The sequence below is a fragment of the Leclercia sp. GHBNCSD genome (assembly GCF_055805075.1).
Map to the genome: position 1 here is coordinate 1,247,411 of NZ_JBQVYO010000001.1, position 16,537 is coordinate 1,263,947.

Here is a 16,537-nt window from a genome sequence, read left to right on the forward strand (position 1 = left end):
TCAAGGGGGACGGATAAAAAATTTTTTAATTTCACCCTGATTAGATCATAGACGGCATCGATGGCGCCCATTATGATGCCGCGCCCCGCCAGGGAGTATTGGCGTGGGAACCACTATTTCACCATATTAATGATGATTTTTTTGAGGACTTATGGGCAACACTAAGTTGGCTAATCCGGCTCCGCTGGGCCTGATGGGTTTTGGCATGACCACCATTCTGCTGAACCTGCATAATATCGGGATGTTCCCGATGGATGGCATTATCCTGGCGATGGGCATTTTTTATGGCGGTATCGCACAGATCTTCGCGGGCCTGCTGGAATATAAGAAAGGCAATACCTTCGGTTTAACCGCATTTACCTCTTACGGTTCATTCTGGCTGACCCTGGTCGCCATTCTGCTGATGCCGAAAATGGGCCTGACCGATGCGGCTAATACGCCGTTCCTGGGTGTCTATCTGGGCCTGTGGGGCGTCTTCACGCTGTTCATGTTCTTCGGCACGCTGGTGGGTAACCGCGCGCTGCAGTTCGTCTTCCTGAGCCTGACCGTGCTGTTCGCCCTGCTGGCAGTGGGTCACCTGGTGGATAACGGCGAAGCCATTATCCACGTGGCGGGCTGGGTTGGCCTGGTCTGCGGTGCCAGCGCCATCTACCTGGCAATGGGTGAAGTCCTGAACGAGCAGTTCGGTCGCACCGTTCTGCCGATTGGTGAAAAACACTGATCCCCTTCGTGCCCGCTCCGCGGGCACGACTCCCCTCTCCGGTTACACCTTCCCCTTCTAATCTGCTTGTTTTTTGCCCGCTTCAGAAACGATACGTAAACAGAACGGCAATAATCCTCATATTCAATTGATAAGCATTATCATTGCGAATAGTGTTGCCCGGGCATCCCGGATAATGGATATCAGACGGCCGCCAAAATGGAACGCGCAGGGGATAAATGATTCTTTTGTGTTGCATAGGGTTATCTGATGAACTCCAGCCTTGCCGCTCGCGAGCAAACTGGCGAAGCCATTATCGCGTCGCATTACCGTAAAGTCCTGGTCAGGCGTTTTACTCTGGCAGGCGTACTGCTCTTCTTCATTATCTGCTCCCTGATCCTCGATTTTATCCTCGGCCCGTCGGGCATCTCCGTTTCCACGCTCTGGCACACCTTAATGGATGCCGCTTCTGTCGATGCCGGCACGCGCGTTATCGTCTGGGAACTGCGGCTGCCGTTCGCGCTGATGGCTGTCGCCGTTGGCATGGCCCTGGGGCTTGCCGGGGCAGAGATGCAAACCATCCTGAATAACCCGCTCGCCAGTCCATTTACGCTGGGCGTGTCGTCTGCCGCCTCCTTCGGTGCCGCGCTGGCGATAGTGCTCGGGCTGGGCGTTCCCGGCATTGACGATAAGTGGTTTATTCCGGCAAACGCCTTTATCTTTGCCCTGCTGGCCTGCTTTATTCTGGATGGCATCAGCCGCTGGACCCGCGTGGCCACCTCCGGCGTGGTGTTATTCGGTATCGCGCTGGTCTTTACCTTTAACGCGCTAATCTCCATCCTGCAGTTTGTCGCCAGCGAAGATACGCTGCAGGGACTGGTATTCTGGACGATGGGCAGCCTGGCAAGAGCCTCATGGGATAAGCTGGCGATCCTGGCCGTAGCCCTGCTGATTATCGTGCCGCTGTCGCTGAAAAATGCATGGAAACTCACGGCGCTGCGTCTGGGCGAAGATCGTGCCGTCAGCTTCGGCATTAACGTAAAAAAGCTGCGTCTGGCGACGCTCTTACGCATCAGTATTATCTCGTCGCTGACGGTCGCCTTTGTCGGGCCAGTGGGTTTTATAGGCCTGGTGGCGCCGCATATCTCCCGCATGATGTTTGGCGAGGATCACCGTTTTTATCTCCCCGGCAGCATGCTGGTTGGCGCCCTGGTGCTTTCGCTGGCCTCCGTTTTTTCCAAGAACATCGTTCCCGGCGTCATTATTCCTGTAGGGATTGTCACCTCGCTGGTGGGCGTGCCGTTCTTCCTGAGCATCATTATTCGCAACCGGGGGAACGTATGACCGACGGCCTTCGCGTCCGGGAACTGCACACCGGCTATCGCAAGACAAAGATCATCAGCGGGCTCACCACGCCCCTGCTCCCCCGCGGCGAGATCACCGCCCTGCTGGGGCCGAACGGCTCCGGTAAATCGACCCTGCTGCGCGCCCTGGCGGACCTGAATCCTGCGCAGGGCGAGTTACGGCTGAATGGCGAGGATCTGATGATGCTGCCCTCGGCAACGCGGGCGCAGAAGGTGGTTTATCTCCCGCAATCCCTGCCTCAGGGTGTGCACCTGCATGCGCTGGAATCGGTGATTGTCGCCCGTCGGGCCAGCGGCAGCGTCGATACGCAAAATGTTGAACAGGAGGCGTACGCCATCCTTGAAAAACTGGGTGTTGCTCATCTGGCGATGCGTTTTCTCGACCGGCTCTCCGGCGGGCAAAAGCAGTTGATTGGCCTCGCTCAGTCCCTGATCCGCCAGCCCGATTTGCTGTTGCTGGACGAGCCCCTGAGTGCCCTCGACCTCAACTATCAGTTCCATGTGATGGATATCGTCGCCCGCGAAACGCGGCTGCGCAACATCGTCACTGTCGTGGTGATCCACGACATCAACATTGCCCTGCGCCACGCTAACTATGCCCTGATGCTGAAAGGCGGCGAACTGATTGCCAGCGGCCTGCCGGGAGAGGTTGTTACCCCTGCTAATCTGGCGACGGTATATGGCGTGGAGGGACGAGTCGAATACTGTTCCCGCAGGCTGCCCCATGTGGTGGTCGACGGATTAACACCCTAAAAGAGATGGAAAACAGGATGCTAAAAAAACTCATCGCAGCCGCCGGGGGGCTGGTCCTCTTCATTACCCCGCTTATCGCCCAGGCGCAAAGCTGGCCCGTGACGGTCAAGGATATGGATAACCGCACGGTGACGGTGGAACACGAACCGCAGCGCATCATTTTGCAGGACGGGCGGGACATCTTCGCGCTGGCGCTGTTGGTGCGCGAGAACCCGTTCGCCAGGGTGGTGGCGTGGAACAATCTGCCGAAAAAGCAGGATACCGAAACCTGGAACGTGCTGAAGCGGAAATGGCCAGAAGCGGAGAAGATCCTCGACATGAAGTTTTCCGACCAGGGCAATGTCGATCTCGAAACGGTGCTCTCCCGCCAGCCGGACCTGATGATCGCCCAGCTTCGCGCTAAACCGTCGCTGGTGCAATCTGGCGTACTGACGAAGCTCGAGGCCCTGCACATTCCGGTCCTCTTCGTGGATTACGAGCTGCATCCGGTAAAGAATACCCTGCCGAGTATCGCCCTGTTGGGCCAGGTGCTGGGTCAGACCGAACGCGCGCAAGCCTACATCGATTTCTATCAACAGCGTCTGGATAAAATCCACCAGCGTCTGGCGACCGTCAGCAAAAAACCGCTGGTCTTTATCGAACCGATCGCCGGTGTTGGCGGGCTGGATAATGGCTGCTGTTTTACCCATGCGCGTAACGGCTGGGGGGGACTGGTTGAAGCGGCGGGTGGCACCAACATAGGCTCACAGCTGCTGCCTGGGGCGAGCGGGAATGTTTCGGTGGAAAAAATCATCTCCCTCAACCCGGACTACTACCTGATGACCGGCTCTAAGCGTCCGGGCAAAGGCTCGGCCATTATCCCGTTTGGCTATAACGTCCCGGCAGAGAAGGTCACCGCAGCGTTCAATGCGCTTGTGGCGCGTCAGGGGGTTGCCGCTATTCCGGCGGTGGCGCAGGGTCATACCGGGGCGCTGTATCACCACTTCTATAACAACCCATACAACATCGTCGCCATCGAGGCGTTGAGTAAAATTTTCTATCCAGCACTCTTTAACGACATGGATCCACAGGCGGATTACCACGCGATTATCGCTGACTTCACCCATATCCCGGATGAGAACATCATCCTGAGCTACACCCCTTCGCACTCATAAAAATGCCGGGCCCAGCCCGGCATTTTGCTATCCCGCGAGGACCGGTACTTCTACCGGTTTCTGGCGCAGCCAGATCCCCAGCGCCAGTCCCATCAACGAGAGCGCCAGCACATACCAGGCGGGCGCCATCGGCGATATCCCCATCAGCAGGGTTACGGCAACCGGCGTCAGGCCGCCGAAGATGGCGTACGAGACGTTATAGGAGAACGAAATACCGGTGAAGCGCACCTCAGGCGGGAAGGCGCGGACCATCACATACGGCACCGCCCCAACCACACCTACGCAAAGCCCCACGGTGCCATACAGCAGGAACAGCTGTTCAGGATGGCTACCCGCAAGATGGTAAAACGCCCAGCTCGACCCGGCCAGCAGCAGGCTGCCAATAATAAAGGTCAGGCTGGAGCCGATACGATCCACCGCCAGCCCGGCAATCAGGCAACCAAAGCACAGCATGATGGTGGCGATGCTGTTAGCCTGCAGCGTCACCGCCGGCGCAAAGCCATACTGTTTTTGCAGCCAGACCGGCGACATCAAAATCACCACCACGATACCCGCCGAGAGCAGCCAGGTGAGCAGCATTGACACCACCACCGCCTTTCTGTGCCGCACCACCACCGCTTTCACCGGCAGCTCCTGCGCCAGCGTCTTACGCTGCTGCATCTCAAGGAATACCGGTGTCTCCTGCAGCCAGCGGCGCAGATACATGGCGACCAGACCAAACGCGCCGCCCAGCAGGAATGGAATACGCCAGCCCCAGTCGTGTACCGCCTGTTGGGTCATGCTGGTATTCACCAGCGTCGCCACCACCGAGCCCAGCAGAATGCCGACGGTCAGTCCTGCGGTCAGTGTGCCGCAGGCAATGCCGATCCGCCGGGCCGGAACATGTTCCGCCACAAATACCCATGCCCCTGGTACTTCACCGCCGATCGCCGCCCCCTGCAGAATACGCATCAGCAGCAGCAGGACCGGCGCGAGAATGCCCATGGAGGCATAGGTAGGCAGCAGGCCAATCGCCAGGGTAGGTACCGCCATCAGCAGGATGCTGAGGGTGAACATCTTCTTGCGCCCGACCAGATCGCCGAAGTGGGCCATCACGATGCCGCCCAGCGGGCGCGCCAGATAACCGGCGGCAAAAATGCCAAAGGTCTGAACCTGACGCAGCCATTCGGGAATATCAGCCGGGAAGAACAGCTCCCCGACGACAGCGGCGAAGAAGACGAAAATGATGAAGTCATAAAACTCCAGCGCGCCGCCGAGTGCGGCAAGCGTGAGGGTTTTATAATCCTGTCGATTGAGGGGCCGGTTGTAATGTGACATAGCGAACCATTCTGGGCTGAATTGTTGAGTAATATTTACAGCTATCGTAAAGAAAAAATTACTATACCGTAAATCAATCAGCACGCTACTGCCGTTACAGCTTATGTCACATTCTGGTTAATTTCAGGATATTGTTTCACGTCTCGCGCTTTTAGGACGAAAAGCTGCTACTACCTGCGGATCGGTTTCGACGTAAGGTCCTTCCAGAAGCTGTACACAATACGGTACACTTGCAAAGATTCCCGCCACCACCACTTTGCCGTCAGCCTCTTTAACGCCTTCCAGCGTCTCTTTAATCGACTTTGGCTGGCCCGGTAAATTGAGAATCAGAGCCTGCTTGCGGATCACACCGACCTGGCGTGACAGGATGGCCGTTGGCACAAAGTGTAGGCTGATCTGGCGCATCTGTTCGCCAAAGCCCGGCATTTCACGGTCGGCGACGGCAAGCGTTGCGTCCGGGGTCACATCGCGTCGTGCCGGACCGGTACCGCCGGTTGTCAGCACCAGGTGACAGCTCATTTCATCCACCAGTTCACACAGGGTTTGCTCAATCACGGCCTGCTCGTCGGGGATCAGACGGGTTTGTACTTCAAACGGCGTAGTCAGGGCAGACGCCAGCCAGGCTTCCAGCGCGGGGATGCCTTTATCTTCATAGACACCGCTGGAGGCGCGATCTGAGACGGAAACTAAGCCAATGCGTAAGGTATTCATATCCATTCCATTCAAACAATACAGATTGAGGGGAATGATACACGCAGGAAGGCGATTCAGACAGGGTATGAGAAAGGTAGCGTGACCGGGAGCCCGGTCACGCTGGAATGATTACAGCAGGTCGCCGATCATTTTTTCCAGTTTTTCCTGGTCGATGGCAAACTTACGGATACCGTCCGCCAGTTTGTCTACCGCCATTGGATCCTGGTTGTGCTGCCACAGGAACTCAGATTCAGTGATGCGCTCTGGACGGGCTTTCACTTCACCGCTGAAGCTCAGCTTACGCTCGATTGCGCCTTCGCTTTCTGCCAGCTCTTTCAGCAGCGCAGGGGCGATGGTCAGACGGTCACAGCCAGCCAGTTCCAGGATCTCGCCCACGTTACGGAAGCTTGCGCCCATCACCACGGTTTCATAACCGTGCTGTTTGTAGTACTCGTAGATCTCGGTAACGGAAACCACACCCGGATCTTCCGCTGCCGCGTACTCTTTCTTATCGGTGTTGGCTTTGTACCAGTCCAGAATACGGCCCACGAATGGCGAGATCAGGTAGACGCCCGCTTCTGCACACGCACGCGCCTGCGCGAAGGAGAACAGCAGGGTCAGGTTACAGTTGATGCCCTCTTTTTCCAGCTGCTCTGCAGCGCGAATGCCCTGCCAGGTGGAAGCCAGTTTGATCAGGATACGGTCGTTGCTGATACCCGCATCGTTGTACAGCTTGATCAGGCGTTTGGCTTTCGCGATGGACGCTTCGGTGTCGTAAGAGAGACGCGCATCCACTTCAGTGGAGATGCGGCCCGGAACCAGTTTCAGGATCTCCAGACCGATGTTCACTGCCAGTTTGTCGGTAGCATCCACTACCTGCTGTGCGCGATCGCTGCTCTGGCTTTTCGCCCAGGCAACGGCATCGTCGATCAGTTTACGGTATTCAGGGATCTGTGCAGCGTTAAGGATCAGAGAAGGGTTCGTTGTGGCATCCTGCGGCTGGTACAACTTCATTGCCGCGATATCTCCGGTGTCAGCGACAACAGTCGTGAACTGACGAAGGGAGGTTAATTTATCCGTCATGATAGTGTTTCTCTTTAACTTGCCCTGGATAATTCGCGTTACCAGCAAGATGCCAGAAACGGAAAAATGACAGGTTTACTTGTTAGGGGGATGTAACCGGTCTGCCCTGATGATAACACGACGGAAGGTCAGCGCAACCGCAGACAATGCGCTGAAAGATACTGTGATAAACTCAGCAAATTAACAGATTACCCATTCACTGTTTGTTCAATCGCTCGAAGCGATTACCTATGCACTTTGGCATCAACACGAGGGACGTTAGTGCCTGATTATCTGTCGTTTATTAATGAAATTCTGTGGGGTTCGGTGATGATATACCTGCTTTTTGCGGCAGGTCTTTGGTTCACTGTTCGCAGCGGGTTTATTCAATTTAGCTCCCTTCCTCAACTGCGCATTAATCTGAAAAATAGCCTGAGCCCGCAGCCGGGAGGCTTAACCTCATTCCAGGCGCTCTGCACCAGCCTGGCGGCCCGGCTCGGCAGCGGTAACCTGGCCGGAGTCGCGCTGGCCATCTCCGCTGGCGGCCCGGGGGCGATATTCTGGATGTGGATGACCGCCATTATCGGCATGGCGACCTCCTTCGCAGAGTGCTCGCTGGCGCAGCTTTATAAGGAAGCGGATAAACAGGGGCAATTTCGCGGTGGCCCGGCCTGGTACATGGCCCGGGGCCTCGGCATGCGCTGGATGGGCGTGCTCTTTTCACTCTTTTTGCTCGTCGCCTACGGTCTTATTTTTAACACCGTCGAGGCCCACTCGGTGGCCCATGCGCTGCGCTTCGCCTTCGACTGCCCGGAAATCATCACCGGCGGCATGCTGGCCGCGTTCACGCTGCTGGCGATCGTCACCGGCATCAAAGGCGTCGCCCGGCTGATGCAGTGGATGGTGCCGACGATGGCGCTGCTGTGGGTCATGAGCAGCCTGGTCATTTGCGTCTGGCATGCCGGACAGTTACCCGCCGTCTTCAGCCTGATCGTCAAAAGCGCCTTTGGCTGGCGCGAAGCGGCCGCCGGGGCGCTGGGCTACACCCTGAGCCAGGCCCTGACGGCAGGTTTCCAGCGCGGCATGTTTTCCAACGAAGCGGGCATGGGTTCAACCCCGAATGCCGCCGCAGCCGCCGCCTCCTGTCCCCCTCACCCGGCCTCTCAGGGACTGGTGCAGATGATCGGCGTCTTCGTTGATACCATCATTATCGGTACCGCCAGCGCCATGATTGTGCTGCTGGCAGGGCCTATGGATCTGCCAGCAGATACCGCAGGCATACAGCTGCTGCAACAGGCCCTGATAAACCTGACCGGGGGCTGGGGAGCGGGATTCGTCGGGTTTATCCTCATCCTGTTCGCGTTCAGCTCCATCGTGGTGAATTACATCTATGCCGAAAATAACCTGATCTTTCTGCATCCCGATGCCCGGCGATCGCGCTGGGTATTACGGGGCGGCGTTGTGCTGATGGTGCTGCTCGGATCGCTGTTAAGCCTGCCGACGGTCTGGCAGCTGGCGGATATCATCATGGCCCTGATGGCCATCGCCAACCTGACGGCTATCCTGCTGCTCTCCCCGGTGGTGACCCTGATTGCCCGGGACTATCTGCGTCAGCGCAAGCTGGGTGTCCAGCCGGTCTTTGATGTCTCGCGTTATCCCGAGATTGAAGCACAGCTCGCCCCCGGCGCCTGGGATGATTTGCCGCGTCAATAACAGCCATCGATCACCCAGGGCGTTTTTTTTGCTAAAGTCGCACTCATTCTTCTGCAAGGACTGGATATGCTGATTCTGATTTCACCTGCCAAAACGCTCGACTACCAGAGCCCGCTTGCCACCGAGCGCTATACCCAGCCGGAACTGCTGGATCACTCGCAACAGCTGATCCGCGAGGCGCGTAAGCTTTCGGCTCCGCAAATTGCGACCCTGATGAGCATCAGCGACAAGCTGGCGGATCTGAATGCCACCCGTTTTCACGACTGGCAGCCCGATTTCACCCCATTCAACGCGCGTCAGGCGATTCTGGCCTTTAAAGGCGATGTTTATACCGGCCTGCAGGCAGAAACCTTTAGCGAAGCGGATTTTGATTTTGCCCAGCAGCATTTGCGCATGCTCTCCGGCCTGTACGGGGTGTTGCGCCCGCTGGATCTGATGCAGCCTTACCGCCTGGAGATGGGGATCCGCCTGGAAAACGCGAGAGGGAAAGATCTCTATCAGTTCTGGGGAGAGACCATCACCGACACGCTGAACGCGGCGCTGGCGGCCCAGGGTGATAACGTTATCATTAACCTGGCATCAGATGAGTACTACAAAGCGGTCAAACCGAAAAAGCTGAACGCGGAGATCGTCAAGCCGGTCTTCCTGGACGAGAAGAATGGCAAATTCAAAGTCATCAGCTTCTACGCCAAAAAAGCCCGCGGGTTGATGAGCCGCTACATCATTGAAAACCGTCTGACCCAGCCAGAGCAGCTGAAAGCATTCGACAGCGAAGGCTATTTCTTTGATGAGGAAGCGTCAGGGAAAGGTGAGCTGGTGTTTAAGCGTCACGAGCAGTAATCACCTTCCCCGCCGCCCGGCGGGGAAATCTTAGTGATGCTTCCAGCCCGGTCCCGGACGGTGGTCATCATGGCGATCGTGATGGCGATTATCGTGATGCTCGCCATGCGGATGCCAGCGGTTATCCCGCCACTCGTAGTGAGATTTCCACCAGTCATGGTCGCGCCAGTGACCGCCATCCCAGTAGTGTCCACGATTATCCCGATCGCCAATTTGCAGTTTGACCGCCGGTACCAGAGTGATTTCAGAGGCCTGAGCCGCCATCGGAGCCACCAGCATCAGAGAAAGCGCGATCAGCACAGGTTTCAGTTTCGACATAGGTTACTCCTTATTCATCCTGCCCGTTGTGGGCCGATGTAAGGAGATTACGTGAGGGATAGGCAGGATGTTATTCTCTGCAATCCTATTCTGTAAGTATCCGCATTTATTGGGAATTTCTACTTTTTCCCTGCTATTTCTCTCCTTAATTTCTCCATAAAAAAGCCGGGTAACGCAGAGGCGTCCCCGGCTGGATTGTGCGGCCTGATGCCCGGCGGCGCTGTGCCTGCCGGGCCTACAACGCATTGCTGTCGTAGGCCGGGTAAGGCGAAGCCGCCACCCGGCAAATTGCGCTTATCCGCGCGTCATCATCAACTTACGCAGCGCCGCAAAATCGGCCGGCAGGTTGTGCGACAGCAGCGGCAGATCGGCACGTTCGGCCAGCTCTTTCGGCAGCGGCAGGGAATCGCCCAGGATCGCGTCCACGCTCTCTTTGAACTTCGCCGGGTGCGCGGTGCCGAGGAACAGGCCGTACTCGCCCGGGTTCAGCTGATCGCGCAGGGCGCGATACGCCACCGCGGCATGCGGTTCAGAGACGTAGCCCAGCTGCTTCAGCTCACGCATTGTCTCTTTGGTGGTTTCGTCAGTCACCGCAGCGTAGCCCAGCTCATTCAGACGCCAGATTTTACGGCGGAACAGCTCCTCCACACGCGGCCAGTTATTAGGCTGTGACACATCCATCGCGTTAGACAGGGTGGCCTGCGTCGCATTTGGCGTCCACTTGCCCTCTTTCAGGAAGCGGGGAACGGTGTCGTTGGCGTTGGTGGCCGCGATAAAGCGTTTCACCGGCAGGCCCAGAGACTTCGCCAGCAGGCCGGCTGTCAGATCGCCAAAGTTGCCGCTCGGCACCGAGATCACCAGCTGATTACGCGCTTCCTGCGGCAGTTGCGCCACCGCTTCGAAGTAATAGCAGATCTGCGCCAGCAGGCGGCTAATGTTGATGGAGTTGGCGGAGTTCAGACCCAATGCCACTTTCAGCTCTTCATCATCGAAGGCCTGCTTAACCAGCGCCTGACAGGCATCGAAATCCCCGTCGATAGCGACGGTTTCAATGTTGCCGCCGAGCGTACAGAAGAGTTTTTCCTGCAGCGGGCTGATTTTACCCTGCGGGTAGAGGATCACGACGCGGACGTTTTTCAGGCCGTAGAAGGCATGCGCGACCGCCGCCCCGGTATCGCCAGAGGTAGCCGTCAGGATGGTTACTGGCTTATCGCCGCTGATATGAGTCAGCATCTGCGCCATAAAGCGGCCGCCAAAATCTTTAAACGCCAGCGTCGGACCGTGGAACAGCTCAAGGCAGCCGACATCCGGCTCGACCTGGCTTACCGGTGCCGGGAAGGCAAAGGCCGCACGAACGCGCTCTTCGAGCAGCTCTGGTGGGATCTCGTCGCCGATAAACGCCGAGAGAATTTTGGTGCTGCGGGTGACGAAATCCTGCTTCAGCATCTCGTCAATTTCGGTCAAACCGAATTCCGGCAGATCGTGCGGGAAGAACAGCCCCTGGTTTTTGCCCAGCCCCTGCGTTACTGCCTGTGCAAAGCTTACCTGCTCGTTATGATCTTTAAGATTGTAGAGTTTCATCGTTTATCCCAGTACTCGTGCGCCCGCCGTATCCAGACGGCAAATATGAACAAAGCCTTCCTGATTTTGCAGGTAATTTTTCTCCAGCCAACCTGCCACCCGCTCAGCCGTATCCGGTTTGTCGCACAGCGCAAACAGGGTCGGTCCGGAACCGGAGATGCCGCAGGCCAGTGCGCCAATATCCAGTGCGGCACTGCGTGCCTCGTCAAAGCCAGGCAGCAGTTTAGTGCGGTACGGCTCGGCAATAACATCTTTCATCAGTTTTGCTGCAAGCCCTGGCTGACGGGTATAGCAGGCATGAATAAAGCCTGCCAGATGACGGCCATGGGCGATGCAGTCCTGACGGCGATACTGCGCCGGCAGAATAGCGCGCGCTTCAGCGGTCGACACTTTGATGCCCGGATAGGCCAGCACCCATAGCCACTCATCAAAGCCTGGCACCTGCTGGCTGATAATGCCGTTCTCTTCGATCATCAACTGCATGCCGCCCAGGAAACAGGGGGCGACATTATCATAATGAATGCTGCCGGAGATGCGTCCTTCCAGCTCGCCCATCAGGGCCAGCAGGCGGGTGTTATTCAGCGGCTTGCCGCAATGTTCGTTCATCGCCACCAGCGCAGCGACGACGGAACAGGCGCTGGAGCCCAGCCCGGAGCCAATCGGCATGCTTTTTTCCAGCGTCATGGCGACCGGGACGTTTTTACCGATCTCCTGACAAAAACGCTCCCAGCACTGATAGACAATATTTTCGCGCGGTTCGCTCGGCAGCTTGCTGGCGAAACGCCCGACGTTGTTCAGACTGAAGCTATCCGCCGCTTCTACCGTAACCGTATCACCCAGCAATGCGCCATTCACTGGCGTCACCGCCGCACCCAGCACATCAAACCCGACGCTCATATTGGCGCTGGAAGCCGGGGCATAAACTTTGACCATATTAAACTCCTAACTTCCATGACAGGGTACGCAGCAGGTCGGCAAACACGCCCGCCGCCGTCACATCATTTCCCGCGCCATAGCCGCGCAGGACCAACGGCAGAGGCTGATAATAGTGGCTGTAAAACGCGAGGGCGTTTTCGCCGTTTTTCACTTTGAAGAGCGGATCGTTACCGTCTACCGCCGCCACTTTGACACGGCAGACGCCATCTTCTTCAATGTTGCCAACATAGCGCAATACCTTGCCTTCATCACGGGCTTTTGCCACCCGGGAGGCGAAAGCGTCATCCAGCTGCGGCAGATTCGCCATAAAGGTGGCGACATCGCCAGCGTGGTCAAAACTCTCCGGCAGCACCGGTTCGATGACGATATCCGACAGCTCCAGTTCACGCCCCGTTTCGCGGGCGAGGATGAGCAGCTTGCGCGCCACATCCATGCCGGAGAGATCGTCACGCGGATCGGGCTCGGTGTAGCCCAGCTCACGCGCCATTTTGGTCGCTTCCGACAGGCTCATGCCTTCGTCCAGCTTGCCAAAGATAAAGGAGAGCGAGCCCGACAGGATGCCGGAGAAACGCTGCAGTTCATCCCCGGCATTGAGCAGGTTTTGCAGGTTTTCGATAACCGGCAGCCCGGCGCCGACGTTGGTGTCGTACAGGAACTTACGGCGGGATTTTGCCGCCGCGTGGCGCATCTGATGGTAGTAATCCATCGACGAGGTATTGGCCTTTTTATTTGGCGTCACCACGTGGAAGCCTTCACGCAGGAAGTCGGCATACTGATCGGCCACCGCCTGGTGGGAGGTACAGTCGACGATCACCGGGTTCAGCAGATGGTACTCTTTGACCAGGCGGATCAGGCGGCCAAGGTTAAACGGCTCTTTCGCTTCCGCCAGCTCTGCCTGCCAGTTCTCCAGATTCAGTCCGTGGACGTTAGTCAGCAGGGCTTTTGAGTTAGCGATGCCGCAGACGCGCAGATCGATATGCTTTTTCTTCAGCCACTCCTGCTGGCGCTTCAGCTGCTCCAGTAACGCACCGCCGACGCCGCCGACGCCAATCAGGAACACCTCGATCACCTGGTCAGTGTTAAACAGCATCTGGTGGGTGACGCGCACGCCGGTGGTCGCATCATCATTATTCACTACCACGGAGATGGAGCGCTCCGATGAGCCCTGGGCAATGGCGACAATATTGATGTTCGCCCGCGCCAGCGCCGCAAAGAACTTCGCGGAGATACCACGCAGGGTGCGCATACCGTCACCGACCACGGAGATGATCGCCAGATGCTCCTGAATCGCCATCGGCTCCAGCAGCTCCTCTTTCAGCTCAAGATAGAACTCCTCTTCCAGCGCACGGCGGGCGCGCAGGCAGTCCACCTGCGGGACGCAGAAGCTGATGCTGTATTCAGAAGAGGACTGGGTGATTAACACCACCGAGATGCCGTTGCGCGACATGGCCGCAAACACGCGCGCCGCCATGCCAACCATCCCTTTCATGCCTGGCCCGGAGACGCTGAACATCGCCATATTATTGAGGTTGGAGATACCTTTTACCGGCAGGCCATCTTCATTGCTGCTGGCGCCAATCAGCGTGCCTGGCGCCTGTGGATTACCGGTGTTTTTAATCAGGCAGGGGATCTGGAACTGGGCGATAGGGGCGATAGTACGCGGGTGAAGCACTTTGGCCCCGAAGTAGGACAGCTCCATCGCCTCCTGATAAGACATCGACTTCAGCAGGCGGGCATCGGGCACCTGGCGCGGGTCGCAGGTATAGACGCCGTCGACGTCAGTCCAGATCTCACAACAGTCGGCGCGCAGGCAGGCGGCCAGCACGGCAGCGGAATAGTCGGAGCCGTTACGGCCCAGCACCACCAGCTCCCCTTTTTCATTCCCGGCGGTGAAGCCCGCCATCAGGATCATGTGGTCGGCAGGAATTTTGCCTGCCGCAATGCGTCGGGTAGATTCGGCGATATCTACAGTTGATTCGAGGTAATGGCCAACAGCGAGCAGTTTTTCGACGGGATCGATCACCGTGACGTTATGACCACGGGCTTCCAGCAGACCCGCCATAATGGCGATAGAGAGTTTCTCACCGCGGCAAATCAGCGCCGCGTTAATGCTGTCCGGGCACTGCCCCAACAGGCTGATACCATGCAGAACGTGTTTAATCTGAGCGAATTCTTGCTCAACGAAGGCTTTCAGCTGGGCGTGAGGAAAGCCAGGCTGTGCATCCGCCAGGCCCTGCAGCAGGTTGGCAAAGATCTGCTCAGCGTCGCTGATGTTCACCAGTGCATCCTGACCCCCGATGGTTTTTTCAATCATCGCCACCAGGTGATTGGTAATTTTAGCCGGGGCAGAGAGAACCGTCGCCACCTGCCCCTGCCTGGCATTACTCTCCAGGATGTCGGCAACACGCAGAAATCGTTCTGCATTTGCCACTGATGTACCGCCGAACTTCAACACTCGCATGGTTGTTACCTCGTGATCTTTAGCCGAAAAAAAAGCCCGCACTGTTCAGGTGCGGGCTTTTTTCTTTTCTTTCCTGTACGCGTCAGCCCGCACCGTTACCTGTGGTAATGATGATGGTGGTGGTAATGGTGGTGATGCTGATGCGTTTCATGGATGTTGTGTACTCTGTCATTATTATCTGTCTGTGCTGTCTGACCCTATTGGTTAAAGCATACGTGCCGGTAAGTCAACGAATTTCTAATTTGATCACATTTTCCGGCCCTTTCACGTATCTCTGCCTGAGTTTTTATTTCCGTCCGGATCGGACCGTGCGCAGTACGCTTTTTGGGGCATTCAACCATAACAAAAAAGTATGACAGCATTTTACTCTGCCAGTTTTTTTTCGATATCGTGCAGTAATCGGTGCAACATTGCCGTGTCTCGCTGACCTAACAGACCTAACCGCTGTTGTAGCCACTCCGCCATTTTTTGATCGTCGGCGACATTCAGCGAGGTCAGCAGGCGTTCGGTACGCGCACGCAGAGCAGAAAGCTGGTTTTCATCCACCTCAGCCGGAGGTGGAGCAGGATTTTGCATCAAGGATGCTAATTGATAGCAGTACACCATCACGGCCTGACCTAAATTTAGCGACGGATAATCTGCCACCATCGGCACGCCGGTCAGCACGTCTGCGAGTGCCAGTTCCTCGTTCGTCAGGCCGGAATCTTCCCGGCCAAAAACCAGCGCCATGTTGGGCAGCCACTGGCTTTTTTCTGCCAGTAACGGCACCAGTTCAGCGGGCGTGGCGTAGTAATGAAACTTAGATCGGCTGCGTGCGGTGGTAGCGACGGTATAAGAGATATCGTGCAGCGCGTCGGCCAGCGTTTCGTAAGTCGTTAAATTATCTAAGATATCTCCAGATCCATGGGCAACCCAACGCGCCGCAGGTTCGTTGTGCGCGTCGCTGGCAACGATTCGTAAATCGGTAAACCCCATGGTCTTCATTGCCCGTGCGGCGGCACCGATATTTTCTGCTCTTGCTGGGGATACCAGTACGATAGACAAATGCATTTATGCTCTCTTTTTAGGCAGTTAGCCGATAAAAATGTGATACACATCATCATATTACGCATCACGAATTTACAAATTCGTAACAGAAATCACTGAAATAGCATTTCACTACAAATTAAAAATACTAAACTATTTCGTGAATGAACTTTAAGCGATAATGTTAATGAACAATACTTATCCCTATGTTTAATAATGATAATGATTTCTCAGGTTCAATGTTGACATTGGATTCACCTTGTTTATTAATTAACGGTCGCAACTAGTTGGTTTGTTGAAAATTTGTGACAAAGGCTAGCGATCCGCTACGATGATTTCATCAAACTGTTAACGTGCTACAATTGAACTTGATATATGTCAACGAAGCGTAGTTTTATTGGGTGTCTGGTGTCACTTAGCCTGTTATGTTGCTGTTAAAATGGTTAGGATGACAGCCGTTTTTGACACTGTCGGGTCCAGAGGGAAAGTACCCACGACCAAGCTAATGATGTTGTTGACGTTGATGGAAAGTGCATCAAGAACGCAATTACGTACTTTAGTCACGTTACGCCGGTCATGTTAATTTGTGGCATGTATCAGGCAGGTCAGGGACTTTTGT

16 protein-coding genes and 1 other annotated feature are annotated in these 16,537 nt (G+C 56.2%); of the genes, 6 read left to right on the top strand and 10 right to left on the bottom strand.

Annotated features, from left to right (window positions below; all coding sequences use genetic code 11):
- Positions 1–151 precede the first annotated feature (151 nt).
- The 4 genes from satP (at position 152) to ACT3IC_RS06135 (ending at position 3,971) form a co-directional block, all read left to right on the top strand.
- Positions 152–721 carry an acetate uptake transporter gene (satP, locus tag ACT3IC_RS06120; protein ID WP_103178207.1) on the top strand — a complete coding sequence of 190 codons (570 nt, stop codon included), beginning with the start codon at positions 152–154 and terminating at the stop codon, positions 719–721.
- Positions 722–970: 249 nt separating this feature from the next.
- A complete protein-coding gene (locus ACT3IC_RS06125; protein ID WP_103178206.1) occupies positions 971–2,044 on the top strand; it encodes a FecCD family ABC transporter permease in 1,074 nt (357 codons plus the stop codon).
- Positions 2,041–2,817, top strand: coding sequence for an ABC transporter ATP-binding protein (locus tag ACT3IC_RS06130; RefSeq protein WP_103178205.1), 777 nt, complete (start codon positions 2,041–2,043; stop codon positions 2,815–2,817). The genes ACT3IC_RS06125 and ACT3IC_RS06130 overlap by 4 nt, the downstream gene beginning before the upstream one ends.
- Positions 2,818–2,834: 17 nt before the next feature.
- Positions 2,835–3,971, top strand: coding sequence for an ABC transporter substrate-binding protein (locus tag ACT3IC_RS06135; RefSeq protein ID WP_159340005.1), 1,137 nt, complete (start codon positions 2,835–2,837; stop codon positions 3,969–3,971).
- A gap of 27 nt (positions 3,972–3,998) precedes the next feature.
- On the opposite strand, the gene ACT3IC_RS06140 is transcribed toward ACT3IC_RS06135, so the two are convergent.
- The 3 genes from ACT3IC_RS06140 to tal all read right to left on the bottom strand — a co-directional run bounded on the left by ACT3IC_RS06140 (position 3,999) and on the right by tal (position 7,064).
- A complete protein-coding gene (locus ACT3IC_RS06140) occupies positions 3,999–5,288 on the bottom strand; it encodes an MFS transporter (RefSeq protein WP_156653895.1) in 1,290 nt (429 codons plus the stop codon).
- Positions 5,289–5,411: 123 nt separating this feature from the next.
- Positions 5,412–5,999 carry a molybdopterin adenylyltransferase gene (mog, locus tag ACT3IC_RS06145; RefSeq protein WP_103178202.1) on the bottom strand — a complete coding sequence of 196 codons (588 nt, stop codon included), beginning with the start codon at positions 5,997–5,999 and terminating at the stop codon, positions 5,412–5,414.
- Between the two features lie 111 nt (positions 6,000–6,110).
- The gene (tal, locus tag ACT3IC_RS06150) at positions 6,111–7,064 is read right to left on the bottom strand and encodes a transaldolase (protein WP_103178201.1); all 954 of its coding nucleotides are present in this window, start codon (positions 7,062–7,064) and stop codon (positions 6,111–6,113) included.
- A 261-nt stretch (positions 7,065–7,325) separates the two neighbouring features.
- Between tal and ACT3IC_RS06155 the strand changes: the two genes are divergently transcribed.
- On the top strand, positions 7,326–8,756 hold the full coding sequence (locus ACT3IC_RS06155; RefSeq protein WP_103178200.1) for an alanine/glycine:cation symporter family protein: 1,431 nt from the start codon (positions 7,326–7,328) through the stop codon (positions 8,754–8,756).
- Between the two features lie 66 nt (positions 8,757–8,822).
- The gene (gene yaaA, locus ACT3IC_RS06160; RefSeq protein WP_103178199.1) at positions 8,823–9,596 is read left to right on the top strand and encodes a peroxide stress protein YaaA; all 774 of its coding nucleotides are present in this window, start codon (positions 8,823–8,825) and stop codon (positions 9,594–9,596) included.
- A 30-nt stretch (positions 9,597–9,626) separates the two neighbouring features.
- On the opposite strand, the gene ACT3IC_RS06165 is transcribed toward yaaA, so the two are convergent.
- From ACT3IC_RS06165 to yjjY, 7 genes are all read right to left on the bottom strand, one after another.
- Entirely contained in the window at positions 9,627–9,914 is a 288-nt protein-coding gene (locus ACT3IC_RS06165; RefSeq protein WP_103178198.1) for a DUF2502 domain-containing protein, read from the bottom strand.
- Between the two features lie 294 nt (positions 9,915–10,208).
- Positions 10,209–11,495 (bottom strand): threonine synthase, encoded by a 1,287-nt coding sequence (gene thrC, locus ACT3IC_RS06170; protein WP_103178197.1) that lies wholly within the window; start codon positions 11,493–11,495, stop codon positions 10,209–10,211.
- 3 nt (positions 11,496–11,498) lie between these two features.
- The gene (gene thrB / locus ACT3IC_RS06175) at positions 11,499–12,428 is read right to left on the bottom strand and encodes a homoserine kinase (RefSeq protein ID WP_103178196.1); all 930 of its coding nucleotides are present in this window, start codon (positions 12,426–12,428) and stop codon (positions 11,499–11,501) included.
- Between the two features lies 1 nt (position 12,429).
- Positions 12,430–14,892, bottom strand: a complete 2,463-nt coding sequence (gene thrA, locus ACT3IC_RS06180; protein ID WP_156653894.1) for a bifunctional aspartate kinase/homoserine dehydrogenase I — start codon at positions 14,890–14,892, stop codon at positions 12,430–12,432.
- Between the two features lie 25 nt (positions 14,893–14,917).
- Positions 14,918–15,036: a sequence feature (Thr leader region), on the bottom strand.
- Entirely contained in the window at positions 14,975–15,043 is a 69-nt protein-coding gene (gene thrL / locus ACT3IC_RS06185; RefSeq protein ID WP_103181027.1) for a thr operon leader peptide, read from the bottom strand. Its footprint overlaps the feature before it by 62 nt.
- Before the next feature lie 212 nt (positions 15,044–15,255).
- Positions 15,256–15,942, bottom strand: a complete 687-nt coding sequence (locus ACT3IC_RS06190) for a tRNA/rRNA methyltransferase (protein WP_103178194.1) — start codon at positions 15,940–15,942, stop codon at positions 15,256–15,258.
- A 399-nt stretch (positions 15,943–16,341) separates the two neighbouring features.
- Complete coding sequence (gene yjjY / locus ACT3IC_RS06195; RefSeq protein WP_001541509.1) at positions 16,342–16,482, bottom strand: YjjY family protein; 141 nt, start codon at positions 16,480–16,482, stop codon at positions 16,342–16,344.
- Between the last annotated feature and the right edge of the window lie 55 nt (positions 16,483–16,537).